This is a genomic window from Streptomyces sp. NPDC029139 (assembly GCF_055564335.1).
This window is the reverse complement of the sequence record NZ_JBVHWN010000004.1, coordinates 533,561-551,809: the sequence shown is the minus strand read 5'-3', so window position 1 is coordinate 551,809 and position 18,249 is coordinate 533,561. Positions and strand designations below refer to the sequence as shown.

The 18,249-nt window shown below is 74.8% G+C and carries 17 protein-coding genes; 10 read left to right on the top strand and 7 right to left on the bottom strand.

Features of this window, described 5'->3' with window-relative positions:
• Nucleotides 1–2 precede the first annotated feature (2 nt).
• Nucleotides 3–167, bottom strand: a complete 165-nt coding sequence (rpmG, locus tag ACZ4VW_RS13615; protein WP_017949758.1) for a 50S ribosomal protein L33 — start codon at nt 165–167, stop codon at nt 3–5.
• 63 nt (nt 168–230) lie between these two features.
• Here rpmG and rpmB point away from each other — a divergent pair, with 63 nt between their 5' ends.
• Nucleotides 231–467 carry a 50S ribosomal protein L28 gene (gene rpmB / locus ACZ4VW_RS13610; RefSeq protein ID WP_467961703.1) on the top strand — a complete coding sequence of 79 codons (237 nt, stop codon included), beginning with the start codon at nt 231–233 and terminating at the stop codon, nt 465–467.
• Nucleotides 467–772, top strand: a complete 306-nt coding sequence (rpsN, locus tag ACZ4VW_RS13605) for a 30S ribosomal protein S14 (RefSeq protein ID WP_467961701.1) — start codon at nt 467–469, stop codon at nt 770–772. Before rpmB ends, rpsN begins: the two co-directional genes overlap by 1 nt.
• Nucleotides 773–790: 18 nt before the next feature.
• Here the strand turns inward: rpsN and ACZ4VW_RS13600 are convergent, their stop codons facing one another.
• Nucleotides 791–2,854: an FUSC family protein gene (locus ACZ4VW_RS13600; protein WP_467961699.1), complete on the bottom strand. Its 2,064-nt coding sequence runs from the start codon at nt 2,852–2,854 to the stop codon at nt 791–793.
• 281 nt (nt 2,855–3,135) lie between these two features.
• On the opposite strand from ACZ4VW_RS13600, the gene ACZ4VW_RS13595 reads away from it, so the two are divergent.
• A complete protein-coding gene (locus ACZ4VW_RS13595; protein WP_467961697.1) occupies nt 3,136–4,401 on the top strand; it encodes a serine hydrolase domain-containing protein in 1,266 nt (421 codons plus the stop codon).
• 209 nt (nt 4,402–4,610) lie between these two features.
• On the opposite strand, the gene ACZ4VW_RS13590 is transcribed toward ACZ4VW_RS13595, so the two are convergent.
• Together ACZ4VW_RS13590 and ACZ4VW_RS13585 are read right to left on the bottom strand one after the other, a co-directional pair.
• Nucleotides 4,611–5,732: a DUF2786 domain-containing protein gene (locus tag ACZ4VW_RS13590; RefSeq protein ID WP_467961695.1), complete on the bottom strand. Its 1,122-nt coding sequence runs from the start codon at nt 5,730–5,732 to the stop codon at nt 4,611–4,613.
• The gene (locus tag ACZ4VW_RS13585; protein WP_467961693.1) at nt 5,729–6,118 is read right to left on the bottom strand and encodes a winged helix-turn-helix transcriptional regulator; all 390 of its coding nucleotides are present in this window, start codon (nt 6,116–6,118) and stop codon (nt 5,729–5,731) included. Before ACZ4VW_RS13585 ends, ACZ4VW_RS13590 begins: the two co-directional genes overlap by 4 nt.
• A 79-nt stretch (nt 6,119–6,197) precedes the next feature.
• Between ACZ4VW_RS13585 and ACZ4VW_RS13580 the strand changes: the two genes are divergently transcribed.
• The 3 genes from ACZ4VW_RS13580 to ACZ4VW_RS13570 all read left to right on the top strand — a co-directional run bounded on the left by ACZ4VW_RS13580 (nt 6,198) and on the right by ACZ4VW_RS13570 (nt 10,069).
• Entirely contained in the window at nt 6,198–7,010 is an 813-nt protein-coding gene (locus ACZ4VW_RS13580; protein WP_467961691.1) for an NAD(P)H-binding protein, read from the top strand.
• A gap of 171 nt (nt 7,011–7,181) precedes the next feature.
• The gene (locus tag ACZ4VW_RS13575) at nt 7,182–7,994 is read left to right on the top strand and encodes an ABC transporter ATP-binding protein (protein ID WP_467961689.1); all 813 of its coding nucleotides are present in this window, start codon (nt 7,182–7,184) and stop codon (nt 7,992–7,994) included.
• Nucleotides 7,988–10,069 (top strand): ABC transporter permease, encoded by a 2,082-nt coding sequence (locus ACZ4VW_RS13570; RefSeq protein ID WP_467961687.1) that lies wholly within the window; start codon nt 7,988–7,990, stop codon nt 10,067–10,069. Before ACZ4VW_RS13575 ends, ACZ4VW_RS13570 begins: the two co-directional genes overlap by 7 nt.
• A gap of 102 nt (nt 10,070–10,171) precedes the next feature.
• On the opposite strand, the gene ACZ4VW_RS13565 is transcribed toward ACZ4VW_RS13570, so the two are convergent.
• Nucleotides 10,172–11,089 carry an NADP-dependent oxidoreductase gene (locus ACZ4VW_RS13565; protein ID WP_467961685.1) on the bottom strand — a complete coding sequence of 306 codons (918 nt, stop codon included), beginning with the start codon at nt 11,087–11,089 and terminating at the stop codon, nt 10,172–10,174.
• 132 nt (nt 11,090–11,221) lie between these two features.
• Here ACZ4VW_RS13565 and ACZ4VW_RS13560 point away from each other — a divergent pair, with 132 nt between their 5' ends.
• The 4 genes from ACZ4VW_RS13560 to ACZ4VW_RS13545 all read left to right on the top strand — a co-directional run bounded on the left by ACZ4VW_RS13560 (nt 11,222) and on the right by ACZ4VW_RS13545 (nt 15,873).
• Nucleotides 11,222–12,466, top strand: a complete 1,245-nt coding sequence (locus ACZ4VW_RS13560) for a LuxR C-terminal-related transcriptional regulator (RefSeq protein ID WP_467961684.1) — start codon at nt 11,222–11,224, stop codon at nt 12,464–12,466.
• Between the two features lie 322 nt (nt 12,467–12,788).
• The gene (locus ACZ4VW_RS13555) at nt 12,789–14,480 is read left to right on the top strand and encodes a bifunctional 3'-5' exonuclease/DNA polymerase (protein ID WP_467961682.1); all 1,692 of its coding nucleotides are present in this window, start codon (nt 12,789–12,791) and stop codon (nt 14,478–14,480) included.
• A 126-nt stretch (nt 14,481–14,606) separates the two neighbouring features.
• Complete coding sequence (locus tag ACZ4VW_RS13550; RefSeq protein WP_467961680.1) at nt 14,607–15,005, top strand: DUF6479 family protein; 399 nt, start codon at nt 14,607–14,609, stop codon at nt 15,003–15,005.
• 28 nt (nt 15,006–15,033) lie between these two features.
• Nucleotides 15,034–15,873 carry a sigma factor-like helix-turn-helix DNA-binding protein gene (locus ACZ4VW_RS13545; RefSeq protein WP_467961678.1) on the top strand — a complete coding sequence of 280 codons (840 nt, stop codon included), beginning with the start codon at nt 15,034–15,036 and terminating at the stop codon, nt 15,871–15,873.
• Nucleotides 15,874–16,061: 188 nt separating this feature from the next.
• On the opposite strand, the gene ACZ4VW_RS13540 is transcribed toward ACZ4VW_RS13545, so the two are convergent.
• Together ACZ4VW_RS13540 and ACZ4VW_RS13535 are read right to left on the bottom strand one after the other, a co-directional pair.
• A complete protein-coding gene (locus tag ACZ4VW_RS13540; RefSeq protein ID WP_467961676.1) occupies nt 16,062–17,459 on the bottom strand; it encodes an aminotransferase class III-fold pyridoxal phosphate-dependent enzyme in 1,398 nt (465 codons plus the stop codon).
• Nucleotides 17,456–18,166 (bottom strand): pyridoxamine 5'-phosphate oxidase family protein, encoded by a 711-nt coding sequence (locus ACZ4VW_RS13535; protein WP_467961674.1) that lies wholly within the window; start codon nt 18,164–18,166, stop codon nt 17,456–17,458. The genes ACZ4VW_RS13540 and ACZ4VW_RS13535 overlap by 4 nt, the downstream gene beginning before the upstream one ends.
• Nucleotides 18,167–18,249 lie beyond the last annotated feature (83 nt).

The window sequence follows — 18,249 nt, the reverse complement described above, 5'->3', positions numbered from 1 at the left end:
GCTCAGCGCTCCTCTCGGAAGTCGACGTGACGGCCGGCGACCGGGTCGTACTTGCGCAGGGTGAGGCGGTCGGGGTCGTTCCGGCGGTTCTTGCGGGTGACGTAGGTGTAGCCGGTGCCGGCGGTGGACCTGAGTTTGATGATCGGGCGGAGTTCGTTGCGGGCCATGGTGTGTAGAGTAAATGAACATGGTTCCCATTACCAACAAGCGCTCGGAGAGGTAGATCACCCTTGTCCGCCCACTGCCAGCTGACCGGCACACAGCCCGGATTCGGCAACCGCGTCTCGCACTCGCACCGCCGAACGTCACGGCGCTTCGACCCGAACATCCAGAAGAAGCGCTACTGGCTGCCCGGCGAGGGCCGGTACGTCCGGCTGACGCTGAGCGCCCGCGCGATCAAGACCGTCGACACGATCGGGATCGAGGCCGCGGTGGCCCGGATCCGCGCGCGGGGGGTCAAGGTCTGATGGCGAAGAAGAGCAAGATCGCGCGCAACGAACGGCGGAAGAACGTCGTGGAGCGGTACGCCGAACGGCGGGCCGAGCTGAAGGAGATCATCCGCAGGCCCTCCACTCCGGACGCCGAACGCGAGGCGGCGATGCGGGAGTTGCGGCGTCAGCCGCGGGACGCGAGCGCCACGCGGGTACGCAACCGCGACGCGGTGGACGGCCGGCCGCGCGGGTACCTGCGCACGTTCGGCATCTCGCGCGTACGCCTGCGGGAGCAGGCGCACGCGGGGTTCCTGCCGGGGGTGCGCAAGGCGTCCTGGTAGCGGCCCCTCGCGTGAGGTTCAGCCCTTCCGCCGCGGGGGCTGGTCCACGGAGAGGGCCCGGGAGAAGGCGTCCAGGGCTTCCAGGAGGAGGGGCGCGCTGGTGCGCAGGAGAGGGTCCTGGGGCGGCTGCCAGGTGGCGAGCGTGGTCCGTACCTCGTCCCAGTCAGGCACCTTCCGCTCCCGTACCGCCTTCGCGCCCCGCTCCGTCGCCCGGCGCAGCGCCTCGGCGAGCGTCGCGGCGGCGGGCTCGCGCGGGGCGCCTCGCTCGGGGAGGTGCGCCTCCACGAGCATCGCGACCCTGCCGAACTGGGCGAGGGCGTGCCCGGCCTCGTCCGCCGCCTCCCGCGAGAGACCGCGGTGGCGCACCGGCTCGTGGGTCGCCCGGTCCAGCGCCTCCTGCCAGGCGATCCGTGCCTCGCGGGCCTCCAGGAGCGCCGCGCGGACATCGGGGCCGGCCGCGCCGGACGGGTTCGCGTGGCGCGCGACGGCGGAGGCGGCGTAGCGGCCGCCCGCCGCCAGCCAGTCGGCGAGCCGGCCTCGTAGCCGGGGCGTCTCCCAGGCCGGGTAGACGGCGTACGCGAGCATGGCGAGCATCCCGCCCAGGAGGGTCAGGACCACGCGCTCGAAGACGGTCTGCGTCCACTCCGAACCGCCCACGCCGAGCAGGAAGACGACGTACGCGGCGACGCAGACCTGGCTGACGGCGTATCCCGTGCGCATCAGCAGGTACATCCCGAAGGCGCACAGGACGGAGAGTGCCGCGGAGAAGTACATGTCCGGATGCGCGCCCTGGACGATGGCGGTGGCGAGGGCCACGCCGACGAGGGTGCCCCCGAAGCGGGCGACGGAACGCGCGTACGTCTGCGAGAAGTCCGGGCGCATGACCATCACGGAGGCCATCGGGGCCCAGTAGCCGTGGCCCAGGGGGAGCGCGGAGCCGAGGACGTACCCGGCGGTCGTGACCGTGGTGACGCGGACGGCGTGGCGCAGGATCGGCGAGTCGCGGCGCAGTGCGGCGCGCATGCGGGCCGCGACCTCGGGCGTGAGGCTGAGGAGGGTGGGGCGGGAGCGGGCGTCGGCGGCGGTCTCGGCGCGGGGCTCGGCGGTCTCCACGACGTCGCCGAGGAGCGCGGCGAGGCGGACGGCGGCGCGGCGGGGAGGACCGCTGAGGATCGCGCCGGTGTCGGGGGTGCGGAGGGCGGCGACGGCGGCGGGCGGCAGGTCGACGGGTTCACCGTGCCGGATGGCGTGGGCGGCGGCGTCGAGTACGGCTCCGGCGGCGGCGAGCAGCTCGCGGACCCGGTCGCGCTCGGGTCCCTCGGCGGAGGCGCCGACGGCCGGGTCGGCGAGGGAGGCCAGAACGGGACGGATCCGCTCGGCGAGACCGCGGGCGCCGTGCAGCTCGGCGGGGCGGCGGCGGGCCTGCCGGGCGGTGACGGCGGCGGCGCTGCGGGCGGTCATGAGCGGGACGGGGTCGAAGGCGGCGATCGGGTCCCGGCGCAGGCGCCGGGCGTAGTCCGCCTCGGCGGCGAGCGCGTCGGCGAGGGCGTCGCGCTGGGCACCCCAGCGGCGGACCGGGAGCAGGACGACGAGGGCGGCCTGGACGAGTCCGCCGACGGCGATCATGGCGGCGTGGCCGGCGGCTTCGGCGACGGAGGTGGGGAGGGTGACGGTGATCAGCATCATCGCGACGTTGGAGGACGCGATGATGCCGACGGTCGGGCCCGCGGCCCAGGCGAGGCCGGCGAGGAAGGTCCAGAGGGCGAGCAGACCGGTGAAGAGGGCGGGTTGGGCGCCGGCGTTCGTGACGTAGCCGAGGAAGGTGGAGACGGCGAGACTGGCGCCGGAGGCGAGGGCGAGGGTGGGACGGGGGCGCCAGGACCGCTGGAAGGTGGCGATGGCGGCCTGGAACGCGCCGAACGCGGAGGAGACGGCGACGCCGGGCCCGAAGAGTGCGAGGGCGGTGCCGACGACGAGGGCGAGGCCGAGGGCGGCGCGGGCGGCGACGAGGGGTTGGAGCCGCCGCCGCTCGACGGAGAGGCCCGCGCGGGCGGTGTCCTTCAGGGCGCGGAGCCAGCTCATGGCCCGAGCGTATCGACGGACTCGGACAAATCCACCGCAACCACACAGGCCGGCCCGGGGCGGCCGCGAGCAGGGGGGTGCGGTGGAGGGGCCGGGACGGAGGGGGCCGGGAGGGGGGTGGGGCCGGGGGCCGGGAGGGGGCGGGGGCCGGGAGGGGGCGGGGGCCGGGATGGAGCGGGCCGGGAGCGTTCGGGTGCCGCCCTCCGGCAACCGGGCACGTCTGCCCCTCTTTGCGGTGTGTTCAGCGAATTTGTCGCAGATCCTCCGGACATAGTGCGGGCATGAGACGCATCCTCTTCGCCACGCGCCCGCGCCCGCGCGGTCGTGCGGGCGCCCGCACGGCCCTCCTCTGCGCCGCCCTCCTCGCCGTCACGGCCCAGACCACCGCCTCCGCACCCGCTTTCGCCGGAGGCCCCGACGGCCCCGGCGGTCGTGGCGGACGCGACTGCGTGCGGACCGAGGGCCGCCTCGGCGACCAGGCCCGCCGGATCCTCGACATCACCCGCGAGGCCAAGGCCGACCTCCGTCTGAAGTCCGTGGAGCTGCGGGTCACCGTCGACGGGCAGGAGGTCGTCACCGACGCGCTCGGCGAGTCCATGACCAACGTCCCGGCCGAGCCGAACATGCACTTCCGCGCCGGCTCCGTGGCCTTCGCCCACATCGCCACCGCCCTCCTCCAGCTGGTCGAGGAGGGGAAGGTCCGCCTCGACGACACCGTCGAGCGCTGGCTGCCGCGCCTGCCCGACGCGGACAAGATCACCCTGCGGATGCTGGCCAACAACACCACCGGCCTCCACGACTACGTCACCGACCCCGCCTTCGGGGCGCAGCTGGAGGCGGACCCGTTCCGCCAGTGGACCCCGCGGGAGTTGGTCGCCTTCCCCCTGAGCCACCCCTTCTGGTACGCGCCGGGCACCAACTGGAGCTACTCGCACGCCAACTACGTGTTCCTGATCCAGGCGCTGGAGAAGATCACGGGCACGCGGATCGACGTCCTCCTGAAGCAGCGGGTCTGGGGTCCGCTGGGTCTCCACGACACCCGGAACAACTTCACTTCCGAGATCCCGCGTCCGGTCCTGCACGCCTTCACGTCCGAGCGCGGCCTGTACGAGGAGTCCACCTTCTGGAACCCGTCGTGGACCACCGCTCCCGGCGCGGTCATCACCACCCACATCTGTGACCTCGCCCGCTCGGCGCAGGCCATCGGCAGCGGTGAACTCCTCTCGCCCCGCTCCTACCGCACCCTGCTCGACCCGGGCACGGTCGGCCTCGGCGGCGCGACCGCCACCTGCCCCGCCTCGATCTGTCTGAAGCAGACCGAGGCCAAGCACTTCGGTCTCGGTGTCATCGTGATCAACGGGTGGGTGCTCCAGAACCCGTCGTTCTCGGGCTACGCGGCGATCCAGGCGTATCTCCCGTCCAAGCGCCTCGCGATCGCGGTCTCCGCCACCAAGACGGCGAACACACCCGAGGGCAACATGGCCCAGGAGGTCGCCGAGCGCATCGCGGCGAAGCTCGCACCGGAAGCCCCGCTGGCGATCGGCTGAACCTCACGACCGACCCGGGCGGCCGGCCCTTACGACCGACCAGACGTGACGGCCGGCCCTCGCGGCCCTGCCTCCCGCCGTTCGCGCCGCTCGGGAACGGGCGGGGGCGCGGGGGGCGCGGGCGGTCACCGCCTCGCGCCGCTCCGGGCGGGCGGGGGCGCGGGGGCCGCGTCGGCCGCCGCCCGGGTCGGCCGGTGCGGGCCGCCGCGTCACTGGCGGTCCTCCACCGCCCGGTGGGGGCCCGACAGGCCCGCCCGGTCGGCGGCTGTCGTGCCGTGGGTCCAGCCCGCCTCGTCCCACATCGCGCGGACGCGCGTGGTGCGCGTCCGAGGGAACAGTTCGTCCGTGCGCGACGTGACCGCGACCTCGCGCGAAGCCAGCGCCGGAAGCAGCGTCGGCGTCTCGGACGCCACCCGCCGGGAGGTCGAGGCCAGCCGGGCGCCCAGGCGGTTGGCGTAGGCCAGCAGGAACGACTGCCGGAAGGACTTCGTACGCTTCCGGCCGCCCGCCCGCTGTTCCGCCTCCGCCCGCGTCATCGCCGCCGTGCCCTGGACCAGGAGCGAGGTGTACAGCAGCTCCACCGGGTCCAGGTCCGCCTCGAAACCGACGACCGTCGAGAAGGCGTACGCCTCGTTCCACACGGCCCGGCAGTGGTTCGCCGCCGCCACCGCGTCCAGCAGGATCGCCTTGGCCTGCTCGTACGGCGGCTCCACCCCGATCCGGATCGCCCCCGGCGTGTCTCGCGTCTCCCCCCGTGCCGCGAGGGCCGCCTCGTCCAGGCTGTGGCGGGCCATCAGCTCCTGCGCCTTGGCCGTCAGCGCCTCCGCCTCCTCCGGATAACCCGTCGCCTCCGCCTTCGCCAGCAGGGCCCGCACCCGGGTCAGCATCCGGGGCTCCCCCGCCACCGCGGCGGGCAGCGCGTCGCCCGGGACCGCGCCCACGGGTTCCAGGGACGGCAGCCTGACCAGCAGGCGGTACAGCTCCAGGCAGGTCGTCGCCGAGGAGAAGCGGTCCGCGCGGACGGGGGTGGTGTCCAGGTCGGCGAGCTGCGCCGCCCAGCGCGACGGCAGGCGGGCGTAGCGCCGGGTCTCCGAGGTCATCAGAGCGCCCGCGAGCCTGACGTGCTCCTCCGCCAGATCCCGCCGCACCAGCCGTACGACATCGGCCGGCTGCCAGCCCCGCTCCCACGCCCGCCGCACGAACTCCTCGCCGCGGCGCGTCAGTTCCGCGTCCGCCGCCCGGTCCGAGGCGAGCAGGGACGCCGCCGTGTCCAGGGCCGTGTCGTCGTCCGTGTACAGGGCCTCGAAGGCCCTCTCGACCGTCGTGCTCACGACTGCCTCGCGTCCCATTCCTCACGCGCCCGACCGATCACCGCGCGGTGGTCGAGCGACCAGTCGATCAGCTGCTTGATCAGGTGGGTCATGCTGTGGCCGGTCGCCGTCAGCGCGTACTCCACCTGCGGCGGCGTCGTCGGGTGCACCGTCCGCGTCACCAGCCCGTCCCGCTCCAGGCGGCGCAGGGTGAGCGTCAGCATCCGCTGCGAGATGCCGGTGACGAGCCGCTGCAGCTCCCGGAAGCGACGCGGCCCCGCGGCCAGTTCGACCACCACATGGACCGTCCACTTGTCGCCGAGCCGGTCCTGCACGTCCCGTACTCCGCACTCCTCCGCGCAGCTCACCACCGGCTCGGTGGTTACCTCCGTGTGCCCCGCTGACATGAATGTGCCTCCTTACGGGATCCGCGCGCCCCGACCAGAATGATCCTCACCGCACACGATCACGAAATCAGGGGGAATCATGCTGCTCGTCACCGGTGTCTCGGGGGGTCTCGGCCGACTCGTCGCGGAACGCCTCACCGGCCGTGACGACGTCGTCCTCGGAACCCGTGCCGGGCTGCCCGGCACCCGCCTCGTCGACTTCGACGACCCGGCCACTCTGCCGGGGGCCTTCGCCGGGGTGGACACCCTGCTGCTGATCTCCGCCGGTTACGGGGAGGACGACACCGTCATCGCCCGTCACGAGGCCGCCATCTCCGCCGCCGAGCGGGCCGGGATCGGCCACATCGTCTACACCAGTCTCTCCGGCGACGGCGACCACCTCCCGTACGCCCTCGCCCACCGCTGGACCGAGCGGCGGCTCCAGCGGTCGTCCGTCGACTGGACCGTCCTGCGCAACGGCCTCTACGCCGAGTTCCTCACCTGGATCGCCACGCCCGACGCCGACAACCGCATCACCGGGCCCCTCGGCGAGGGCCGGCTCGCCGCCGTCGCCCGCGCGGATCTCGCCGCGACAGCGGTCACCGTCGCCACCGACCCGGCCCGGCACGTCGGCCGCACCTACGAACTCGTCGGCGAACGCCCCCTCGGCGGCCCCGACCTGGCGGCCGCGCTCGGAGCCGAGTACGCCCCGGGCACGCTTGCCGAGGCGCGCGCCGCGACGGCCGCCTCCGGGGCCGTGGCCTTCCAGGTGCCGATGCTGACGGGGACGTACTCGGCGATCGCGCACGGCTTCATGGACGGCACGGGGGTGAAGAGCGACCTGCGGGAACTGCTGGGACGCGAACCGCTGGACGCGCTCGAGGTGTTCGTGGCGGCCGTACGGCAGGGATAGCCGTACGGCGGGGGCGAGCGTACGGCGGGGGTGAGCGTACGACGGGGGCGGCCGGACTCCGGGCGGTGCCCTCCGAGGGGGCGGCCGTACGCCGGGGGTAGGGCCAGGCATACCGCCTGGACGCCCTCCAGTGGTCGTGAGACCCGGCCGCGGAAACGGTTCGCTTGAGCCATGACCTCAACCGCCGTACGCCTCACCGACCTTCGCCGTCACCATCGCGACGTCCGCGCCCTGGACGGCGTCGACCTCGACTTCCGTACCGGGACCTTCACCGCCGTCATGGGGCCCTCGGGTTCCGGCAAGTCCACGCTGCTGCGGTGCGCGGCGGGCCTCGACCGGCCGACCGGCGGGTCGGTCGAGGTGGGCGGGGTGGCCCTGGAGGGGCTGAGCGAGCGGCGGCTGACCCTGCTGCGGCGGGACCGGATCGGCTTCGTCTTCCAGTCGTTCAACCTGCTGCCCTCGCTCACCGCCGCGCAGAACGTGGCCCTGCCGTTGCGGCTCGCCGGGCGCCGCCCGTCGCGCGGCGAGGTGCGGGAGGCGCTGGAGCGGGTCGGGCTCGGCGGACGGGAGAAGCACCGCCCCGGGGAGCTGTCCGGCGGACAGCAGCAACGCGTGGCGATCGCCCGGGCGCTGATCACCCGGCCCGCGGTGCTCTTCGGGGACGAACCGACCGGTGCGCTGGACTCCACCACCAGCCGCGAGGTGCTGACGATGCTGCGGGAGCTGGTGGACCGGGACGGCCAGACGATCGTCATGGTGACGCACGATCCGGTGGCGGCGGCGCGGGCGGACCGGGTGGTCTTCCTGGTCGACGGACGGGTGGAGGGGGAGCTGTACGCGCCCACGGCGGAGGCGGTCGCGGCTCGGACGGCCGGACTGGAGACGTCCACGACCACGGTGGTGGCGGAAGGGACGGCGACGGCGGCGGCAGCGACGACGGCGGGAACGGCGGCATCGCCGGGGACGGGGGCCTTCGCGTGCTGACCGTCGTCCTCTCCGGGCTGCGCGCCCGCTGGGCCGCCTTCCTCGGCAGCTTCCTCGCCCTGGCCCTCGGCGTCGGGCTGCTCACCACCATGGGCCTCGGGCTCGCCTCGACCTTCGACGCCCCCGAGCGGGCTCCGCAGCGGTTCGCGTCCGTGCCGGTGGTCGTGAAGGGGAAGGACGCGGTCACCGTCGACGTCCGGCGGGGGCCGGACACCGCCTCCGTCTCCCGCCCGCTCGACCGTCCACAGCCTGTGGACACCGAACTCCTGGGTGAGCTGAGGGCCCGCTGGACCGTCACCGGCGCCGGCGGCCCCGACGCCGTCGGCGTCCACGGCCCCGCCGCCGAGATCCGTACCCTCGTCGGCGACCGCGCCCGGGTCCTCACCGGCGACGAACGACGGCTCGCCGACCCCGAACCCGAACGGGACGCCGAGGCGCTCGTCGCCCTCAACTCCCTCCTCGGCACCGCCGGGGGCGTCACCACCTTCGTCTCCGTCTTCGTCGTCGCCTCCACCTTCGCCTTCGCGGTCGCCCTCCGGAGAAGGGAGTTCGGCCTGCTGCGCACCGCCGGCGCCACCCCCGGGCAGGTGCGCCGGATGCTGCTCGCCGAGGCCGCGGGCGTCGGGGTCCTCGCCTCGGCCACCGGCTGCGCGCTCGGCGCGTGGGCTGCGCCTGGGCTGGCGCGGGTGCTCGTCGACGGCGCTCTCGCCCCCGACTGGTTCACGATCGGTGCCGCGACCTGGCCGCTGCACACCGCTTTCTGGACGGGGGTGGCCGTCGCCCTCGCCGGGGCCGCGGCCGCCTCCCGCCGGGCCGGGAAGGTCGGCCCGACGGCCGCGCTGCGCGAGGCGGACGTCGACACCGACGTCCTGCCGCTCGGCCGGGCCATGCTCGGCACGGGACTGCTCCTGACCGGCGCCGGTCTGCTCGTGTGGACGTGCGCCACCGAGCCCTCGGAACTGCTCAAGCGGAAGACGTACACGACCGTTCCGATGCTGCTGATCACCGGCGTCGCGCTGCTGGCCCCACTGCTGGTCCGGCCGGTGGCGCGCGCCCTGCGGCTGCCGGGAGCGACGGGGATGCTCGTACGGGAGAACAGCGCGGCGGCCGTGCGCCGTACCGCCGCCGTCGCCGCGCCCGTCCTCGTCACGGTCGCGCTGGCCGGTTCGCTGCTGGGCGCGGCGACGACGGTGACGAGCGCGAAGGCGGCGGAGGCGCGGGAACGGACGGCGGCCCGGTGGGTGGTGAGCGGTGCGGACCTGCGGCCGGTGCCCGGTGCGTCGGCGACGGGCGCCACGTCCGTCTTCGTACGCGACGGGGCCGAGGCGCTCGTGAAGTACGGGGCCCGGGCGGTCTCGGACCCGGCGGCGTTCGCCGACCTGGCCCGGCTGCCGGTGGTGGCGGGGGACGTACGGGACCTCGACGACCGCTCCATCGTGGTCGACGAGGAGTGGGAACGGCGGACGGTCGGCGAGCGGGTCGACGTCTGGCTCGCGGACGGCAGCGGGCCGGTACGGCTGCGGGTCGTGGCCGTCCTCGCGCGCGGGACGGGCGACAACGGGCCGTACGTGACCCGGGCGAACGCCCCGGGCGCTGCGGTGGACCGGATCGAGGCGGCCGACGCGGGGACCCTCGCGGCGGCGGGCGGCACGGTGCGCACGGTGGAGGAGTGGGCCGCCGCCACCCACCCCACGACCAGCCGCGAGACCCGTCTGGGGCTGCTCCTGGTCCTCGGCATCGCGCTCGTCTACACCGTGATCGCGCTCGCCAACACGCTGCTGATGGCGACGTCGGTACGGGGCGGGGAGCTGGCCTCGCTCCGGCTGGCCGGCGCCACGCGCGCGCAGATCCTGCGCGTCGTCACGGGCGAGGCGGCCCTGGCCGTGGCGATAGGGGCGGTCCTCGGCCTCGCGGTGACGGCGGTCGGTCTGGCGGTGCTGGGGGCGGGACTCGCGGCGCTGTCCGCGCCGGTGGCCCTGTCCGTGCCCTGGGCCGCGGTCGGGACCGCGGCGGGTACGTGCGCGGTGGTCGCCGTCGCGGCCTCGGCGCTCCCCGCGTGGCGCGCGACGCGCTGAGCGGGGAAGGTGGATGAACGGGGCGGTGACCGGGGTCGGAGCCGGGTCACCGCCCCGCCCCCGGCTCCGTGCTTCCGTGCCGGTCGGCTCTCGCCCCCCCACCTACGGCAGCAGGATCAGCTTGCCGCGCGCATGACCCGACTCGCTGAGTTCCTGGGCACGGGCCGCCTCCTTCAGAGGGAGGGTCTGCGCCAGGCGGATCGACAGGCGGCCCTCCGTCATGAGTCCGGCCTGCGCGGTCAGTCGCTCGCGGACCACGTCCGGGGCCGCGGAGAGCCCCGTGAAGACGATGCCGTGCTCCCCCGCGTCCATCGCCGCGATCGTGACGATGCGGTCCTTGCGCCCCGCCATCAGCTCGATCGAGACCGGCAGCGTGTCGTGGCCCGCCGCGTCGAAGACCGCGTCCACGCCCGCCGGCGCCGCCGCCCGGACCCGGTCCGCCAGGCCCTCGCCATACGTCACCGGTATCGCGCCCAGCTCGCGCAGGTAGGCGTGGTTGGCCTCCGACGCCGTGCCGATCACCGTGACGCCCGCCGCGACCGCCAGCTGGACGCCGACCGAGCCGACCACTCCCGCCGCCCCGTGCAGGAGCAGCGTCTCGCCCTCCTCGACCCCGAGCAGGTCCAGCACCCGCGCGGCGGTCTCGCCCGCCACCGGAAGGCTCGCCGCCTGCTCCCAGGACAGGCCGGCCGGCCTGGGCACGAACAGCTCCGCCAGGGCGTACTCGGCGTACGCGCCGGTCGTCGTCCAGCCGAGCACCTCGTCACCGACCTCGACACCGGTCACGTCCGGACCCAGCGCCTCCACCGTTCCCGCGAACTCCAGGCCGGGCACGGCCGGGAACGTCGTCGGGTAGAACTCCTCCACCCAGCCGTAACGGCGCTTGTGGTCCACGGGGTTGACGCCGGCCGCGGCCACCTTCACCCGGACCTGGCCGCGCCCCGGCTCGGGCACCGCGACGCCGGTCTCGTGGCGCAGCACGTCCGGGCCGCCGAACTCGTCGTGAACGATCGCTTCCATGACATCTCCTCAGGTCCTCGTCCGGCCTCCAGCTTCGGTCGACGACCCCCTCCTCCCGGCCCGCCGAACGGCCAGTCCCACCTGTCCGAAAGACCGGCCGCGGGCAGGGGCGGGATCACTACGCTGATCCGCATGGACGCGACGACGCTGACCACCGCGTACGAGATCATCCGGCAGCCGCTCGGCGGGATCCTGCCCCGGCTGTCGGCCGCGCTCGCGCCGCTGATCCCGCACCGGACGGCCGCCGAACTCTCCACGCACTGCGCGCACTCGCCCTTCAAGACGGTCGGCGAGACCGGGCTGCTCACCGCCGCCGAGCTCTCCCCGCTGCTGGCCTCCGGCGTCCCCGGCGAGCCCTGGCAGGGCCGGGCGACGATCGGCGGCGCGGAGCGCGAGGTCGTCGCCGTCACCAGTGACGCGACCGCGCGCCGCTCGGTCCTCGTGCTCGTACGGGAGGACGGCGCCGGACCGGTCACGGACGAGACCCTGGCCGTCGCACAGGCTCTCTGGGACCTGGTGACCAGCCACTTCGACCGGTTCGCGGTGGAAGCCCTGCCGGGCGCCCTGGCCCGTTCGCGGGCGGCGGCCGACACCCGGGCGCGGGTGATCGCGGAGCTGACGACGGAGCACGCGGCCGCCGTCTCCGGGATCCTCGGGGTGCTCCGCAGCAGAGCTCTGGAGGACGGAGCGGCCAGGGCGACCGCCACCGACCTCGCCGTCAGCGCGCTCATCGAGATGCGGGCGGAGTCGAAGCGGGACCGCGCGGTCGCAGAGGAGCCGGCCCGGGAGGCCTTCGACCGGCTCGCGGACGGGCTGCGGACGATGCTGCGGCACAGCACCGTACGGCTGGAACTCGGGCCGCCGGACAGCCCGCGCTCGCTGGCGGCGGACGTGGCGCACGGCGCGCGGGCGATCGTCCGCGCGCTGCTTCTCGTGGTCCTCGAGCAGGACTCGGTGAGCCGCGTCCGCGTCGGCTGGCAGATCACGGAGCAGGAGCTGCGGGCCACGCTGCGGGACGACGGCGCGGGCGCCCTGGACGCCTGCCCGCTCGGCGCGGGGAGCGTCACCGACCGGCTGGAGGTGCTGGGCGGCCGGCTGGAGATGGACGCCGTTCCCGGCTGGGGCACGACGATCACGGCGACCCTCCCGCTGGCCACCCCGGACGCCCCGGTGACGGCGGTGGACCCGCTCACCGGCCTCGGCGGGCGCGAGCTGGAGGTCCTGACGCGGCTCGCGCTCGGCCACCGCAACCGTCAGATCGCGCAGGAGCTGCACATCAGCGAGTCCACGGTGAAGTTCCACGTCGCCAACATCCTGACGAAGCTCGGCGTGGGCTCCAGGGGCGAGGCCGCGGCGCTGTTCCACAAGGCCGCGTGACCGGGCGGCCGGGCCGCCGATGCCGGGACCGGCCGAGGGTAGGACCGGCCGAGGGTGGGACCGGCCTTCGGCGCGACCGGCCCACGGTGGGACCAGCCCACGGCAGGACCGGCCCACGGTGGGACCAGCCGACGGTGGGACCGGCCCACGGTGGGACCAGCCGACGGTGGGACCGGCCGACCGGGCGGCCGGTGGCCGGCCGGGTGAGCGGCCGCCCGGGTGAGCGGCCGCCCGGCGGCGGGGCCGGACGGGCCTGTCCGCGAGGGCGTGGCGTCGGTGCGGTGACCGGGCGCTGTCAGTGGCAGGTGCCAGACTCGCGCCCATGAGCGAGAGGTGGGCGCTGGCCTGCGAGGCGGAGGGGGACGGAGCGCTGCTCGTCCCGCTCGGCCCCGACGGGCTGCCCGCCGGGCCCGTGGTCCGCGAGCCGGACCTCGTCGAGGCCGTCCGCTCCCGGCCCGGCGTCGCCCGCTGGGTATGGCGCTCGACCGCCGAGGTCCTTCCGCGGCTCCTCGCCGCCGGCGTGCGGGTCGAGCGGTGCTACGACATCGAGGTGGCCGAGCAGCTGCTCCTCGGCCACGAGGGGCGTCTCGGGGAGCCCCGGTCCGCGGCCGCCGCCCTCGCGCGCCTGCGGAACGCGCCCGTACCGCCCGATCCACCGCAGAGGGCCGCCGAGCCCGGCTCGCAGGACTCGCTCTTCGAGCCGGTGCCGTCGTCCGGCATCTCCTTCGCGGGCTTGTTGGAGGTGTACGCCGAGCAGCAGCGGCGGCACGAGCACGCCGAGCACCCGGGACGCATGCGACTGCTCACGGCGGCCGAATCGGCGGGAATGCTCGTGGCCGCCGAGATGCACCGGGCCGGGCTCCCCTGGCGGGCCGACGTGCACCGGGACCTGCTGCACGAGCTGCTGGGCGAGCGGTACGCGGGCGGCGGCGAGCCGCGCCGGCTGGCCGAGCTCGCCGACGAGGTCTCGGCCGCCTTCGGCCGCCGTGTCCGGCCCGATCTGCCCGCCGACGTGGTCAGGGCTTTCGCCCAGGCCGGTATCCGCGTGCGGTCCACCCGCCGCTGGGAGCTGGAGGGGCTCGACCACCCGGCGGTGAAGCCGCTCCTCGCCTACAAGAAGCTGTACCGGATCTGGACGGCCCACGGCTGGTCCTGGCTCCAGGACTGGGTGCGCGACGGGCGCTTCCGCCCCGAATACCTCCCCGGCGGAACGGTCAGCGGCCGCTGGACCACCAACGGCGGCGGGGCCCTGCAGATCCCCAAGGTCATCCGGCGGGCCGTCGTCGCCGACGAGGGCTGGCGGCTGGTCGTCGCCGACGCCGACCAGATGGAGCCGCGGGTGCTGGCGGCGATCTCGCGCGACCCCGGGCTGATGGAGGTCGCCGGGCACCCCGACGACCTGTACACCCGGCTCTCGGACCGCGCGTTCTCCGGCGACCGCGAGCACGCCAAGCTCGCACTGCTCGGCGCCGTCTACGGCCAGACCAGCGGCGACGGCCTGAAGAACCTGGCCGCGCTGCGCCGCCGCTTCCCCCGGGCCGTGGCCTATGTCGACGACGCGGCGAAGGCCGGCGAGGAGGGCCGGCTCGTACGGACCTGGCTCGGCCGGACCAGTCCGCGCGCGGTCGGCGCGGGTGAGGACGAGGAGGCGGGCATCCCGCAGGAGGGCGGCGACCCACCGGCGCCGGACGCCGAGTTCACCCCCGGCCACTCCTCCAGCAACGCGCGGGCGCGCGGCCGGTTCACCCGTAACTTCGTGGTGCAGGGCAGTGCCGCGGACTGGGCGCTCCTGATGCTCGCCGCGCTGCGCCGCGCCACCGCGGGGATGCGGGCCGAGCTGGTCTTCTTCCAGCACGACGAGGTGATCGTGCACTGCCCGGCCGAGGAGGCGGAGGCGGTCACGGAGGCGATCCGCGCGGCCGGGGACGAGGCCGGGCGGATCGCGTTCGGACAGACGCCGGTGCGTTTCCCGTTCACGGTGGCGACGGTGGAGCGGTACGCGGACGCGAAGTGACGCGCGAGGACGGAGAGTGACGGAGGTGAACGGCCACTCCTCCGGGGATGGCCCGCGCGACGATGTTTCACACGACTGCAGCAAGCAAAATGTCCCATACCCACCCAGAGTGGGTACCCGTAGGACATGAACGCTTTCCTCATCGATTCCGCAGGGGTCACCACGGCAGCCGGAATCTGGCAGTCGGGGCTGGCCCAGGTCCTCGGCGGCCTGGTCGTGGTCGCCGTACTGATCGGCGCGTTCGTGCTCGGCATGCGGGTCAGGGACAAGGAGTCCCCGACACCCAAACCCGAGGAGCATCCGCACCGGCCCGAGGGCGGGCTGCCCGGCGAGACGTCCGAATACCGCAGGCCCGCCGAGATGCCGCAGACCGACGGTGAGCACCGGCTCATGCCGTACCAGCTGAAGGACGGCGGCACGGCGGGCACCGAGACCTCGCCGGAGCCTCCGAGCGAGGAGAAGCGCAAGTGGGGTGGTATCTCCAGCGGCGGCTTCGGCAGCGGTGGAACAGGGCACGGCGACTGACCGCCGCCCCAGGGTGGTCGATCACACGGTGAACCGCTTCGACGAGCCCGGGCCCGAGCCGCGGGCGGTCGCGTACCGGATGCTCGGCTCGTTCGCCGAGGCGGACGAGGCCGTCCGCGAGGCGCGGCTACGGCTGAGCCGCTCCGGCTCCCTGGACCTCGGCGTCGGTCCGGCGGACCCGGCGATCACGGCGGTCGCCGAGGTCTGTCTGGACATGCTCCGCTCGGGCGAGGCACGGCCCGAGGACGAGCCCGGGCGGCCGCACCGGCCCGAGCACGTCACCGATGCCGGGGAGCGGGCGCTGCTCGCCGACCCCGCCGGAGCGGCGCCGCTCGCGGCCCTGGACACGCTGACGCCGGCCGAGCGGCTGGCCTACGTGCTCCACGACCTGTTCGCGATCCCCTTCGAGGAGATCGCGCCGCTCGTGGAGCGCACGCCCGCCGGCGCCCGGCAGCTGGCGACCCGGGCGAGGCGGCGCGTGGAGGGCACGGAGGAGATGCCGGAACCGGACCTGCCGCGCCAGCGCGAGGTCGTCGCCGCCTTCCTCGCCGCCGCGCGGAGCGGCGACATCGGCGCACTGCTCCCGCTCCTCGACACCGATGTGGTGCTGCGGGCGGACACGCAGACGGTACGGAACGGGTCGCGCACCGCGCACGGCGCACCGGCGGTGGCGGAGCACTTCGCCGGCCGGGCCGGCACGGCGCGGATGGCACTGGTGGACGGAGCGGCCGGCCTGGTGTGGGCGCCGGCGGGCACGCCCGGGTCGGTGGTCGCCTTCACGGTTCTCGACGGCCGCGTCACGTCTCTCGACCTCCTGACGGACCCGGCCCGCCTCGACCGCTTGGACGTCCGGATCCTGCCGGAGTGAGGCCGCCCCGCCCACCACGGGCGGCCCAGGTGGCCGAGGGCCGGTCAGGTGGCCGAGGGCCGGTCAGGAAGAGGCCGCGCCCGCGACCTTCACCTTCTCGTCCACCGGCGGCCGAGCGGCCGAGCCGCCGAGGAGACCGGGCCCGTCTTCACCGACGCTGAAGCAACACGACAACGACAGCCTCCGAATCACCGCGTCTCCGCGTCAGCGACCTCCAGCGCCTCGTCCAGGATCGCCAGCCCCTCCTTCGCCTCCGCCTCCGTCAGGTTGCAGGGCGGGGCGACATGGATGCGGTTCATGTGGACGAAGGGCCACAGGCCGCGCGCCTTGCACGCCGCGGCGACCCGGGCCATCGGCGCGGCCGCCTCGCCGGTGGCCGCGTAGGGGACGAGCGGCTCGCGCGTGGTGCGGTCGGCGACCAGCTCCAGGGCCCAGAAGGCGCCCAGCCCCCGGACCTCGCCCACGCTGCGGTGCCGGGCGGCGAGTTCGCGCAGCCCGGGGCCGAGAACCCGCGCCCCGAGGTCGGCGGCGTGCTCGACGACCCGCTCGGCGCGCATCGTCTCGATGGTGGCCACCGCCGCAGCGCAGGCCAGCGGATGCCCGGAGTAGGTGAGGCCGCCGGGGTACGGACGGTCGGCGAAGGTCGCGGCGATCTTCTCGCCGATCGCGACCCCACCCAGCGGTACGTAGCCGGAGTTGACCCCCTTGGCGAAGGTGAGGAGGTCCGGGACCACGCCCCAGTGGTCGGCCGCGAACCAGCGCCCCGTACGCCCGAAGCCGGCCATCACCTCGTCCAGGACGAAGACGATGCCGTACCGGTCGCACAGCTCCCTCACCCCGGCGAGATAGCCGTCGGGCGGCACGAGCACCCCCGCCGTACCGACCACCGACTCGAGCAGGACCGCCGCGATCGTGCCGGGCCCCTCGCCGACGATCGTCTCCTCCAGGTGGCGCAGGGCCCGCTCGCACTCCTGCCGCTCGTCCGCGGCGTGGAAGGAGGACCGGTAGGCGTACGGGCCCCAGAAGTGGACCACCCCGGCGGCCCCCGTGTCCGAGGGCCAGCGGCGCGGGTCACCGGTCAGATGCATCGCGGTGGAGGTGGCGCCGTGGTACGAGCGGTACGCGGAGAGGACCTTGGGGCGGCCGGTGTGCAGCCGGGCCATCCGTACCGCGTGCTCGATGGCCTCCGCGCCGCCCGTGGTGAAGAAGATCCGGTCCAGATCACCGGGCGTGTGCTCGGCGATCAGCCGGGCCGCCTCCGAGCGGACGTCGACGGCGAAGCTCGGGGCGACGGTGCACAACCGCCCCGCCTGCTCCTGGATCGCGGCGACGACGCGTGGGTGCTGGTGGCCGATGTTGGTGTAGACGAGCTGGGAGGAGAAGTCGAGGTAGCGGTTGCCCTCGTGGTCCCAGAAGTACGCGCCGGAGGCCCCGGCCACGGGCAGCGGATCGATCTGCGCCTGCGCGGACCACGAGTGGAAGACATGGGCACGGTCGGCGGCCCGGGCGGAGGCGTTGGTGCGCGCGCCGGCGCCGGCGCCCCCGGTCCCGCCGGTGCTCGCCGCGGCGTCGGTGGTACGCGTCATGCCCGCACCTGTTCCCCGGTCAGGACGCGGCCCGCGCGCGAGGTGATGTGCGCGGGCGGCTCGATCCCGGCCGGCAGAACGGGGTCGGCGACCGGCTCCCCGAACGTCGTGACGACCGGCAGCACCCCGGCCCACAGCCCCAGTTCCGCGTCCGGCCCGTCACCGTCGTCCGGCGGACCGACGGCGATCTTCACCGATGCCTCGACGAGGTCGAGCGCCACCACCGCGGTCGCCGCGAGCTCCTTGCGGCTGGGCTGCCGGGCGTACTCCCACTGCCCCGGCGCGCACTGCTCCGTGAGCGCCCGCAGCCCCCGCAGCTTCTCCTCCGGGTCGGTCACCGCACGCGGCACGCCGTAGATCATCGCGCACCGGTAGTTGACGCCGTGCTCGAAGACGGAGCGGGCGAGCACCAGGCCGTCGACGTGCGTGACCGTGACGCAGACGGTCGCGTCGGGAGCCTGGACCAGGCTGCGGCTGGCGACCGAGCCGTGCAGATAGAGCTGGTCGCCGTCGGTGCCGTACGCGGTGGGCACCACCATCGTGGTGCCGTCGACGGTGACACCGAGGTGGCAGAGGAAGCCGGCGGCGAGCACCGCCTCCAGATCGGCGCGCCGGTGGCTGCCCTTGTGGCGCATCCGGCGCAGCCGGGTGCGCTCGGTGGGGGCCAGTTCGTCCGGTGCGGGTACCTGTTCGGCGGCGGTGCTCATGGTGTCCTCTTCTGGGGGTCGTACGTACCGACGTGCTGCCGTGCTGCCGTGCTGCCGTGCTGCCGTGGGCTGCCGTGCTTCTG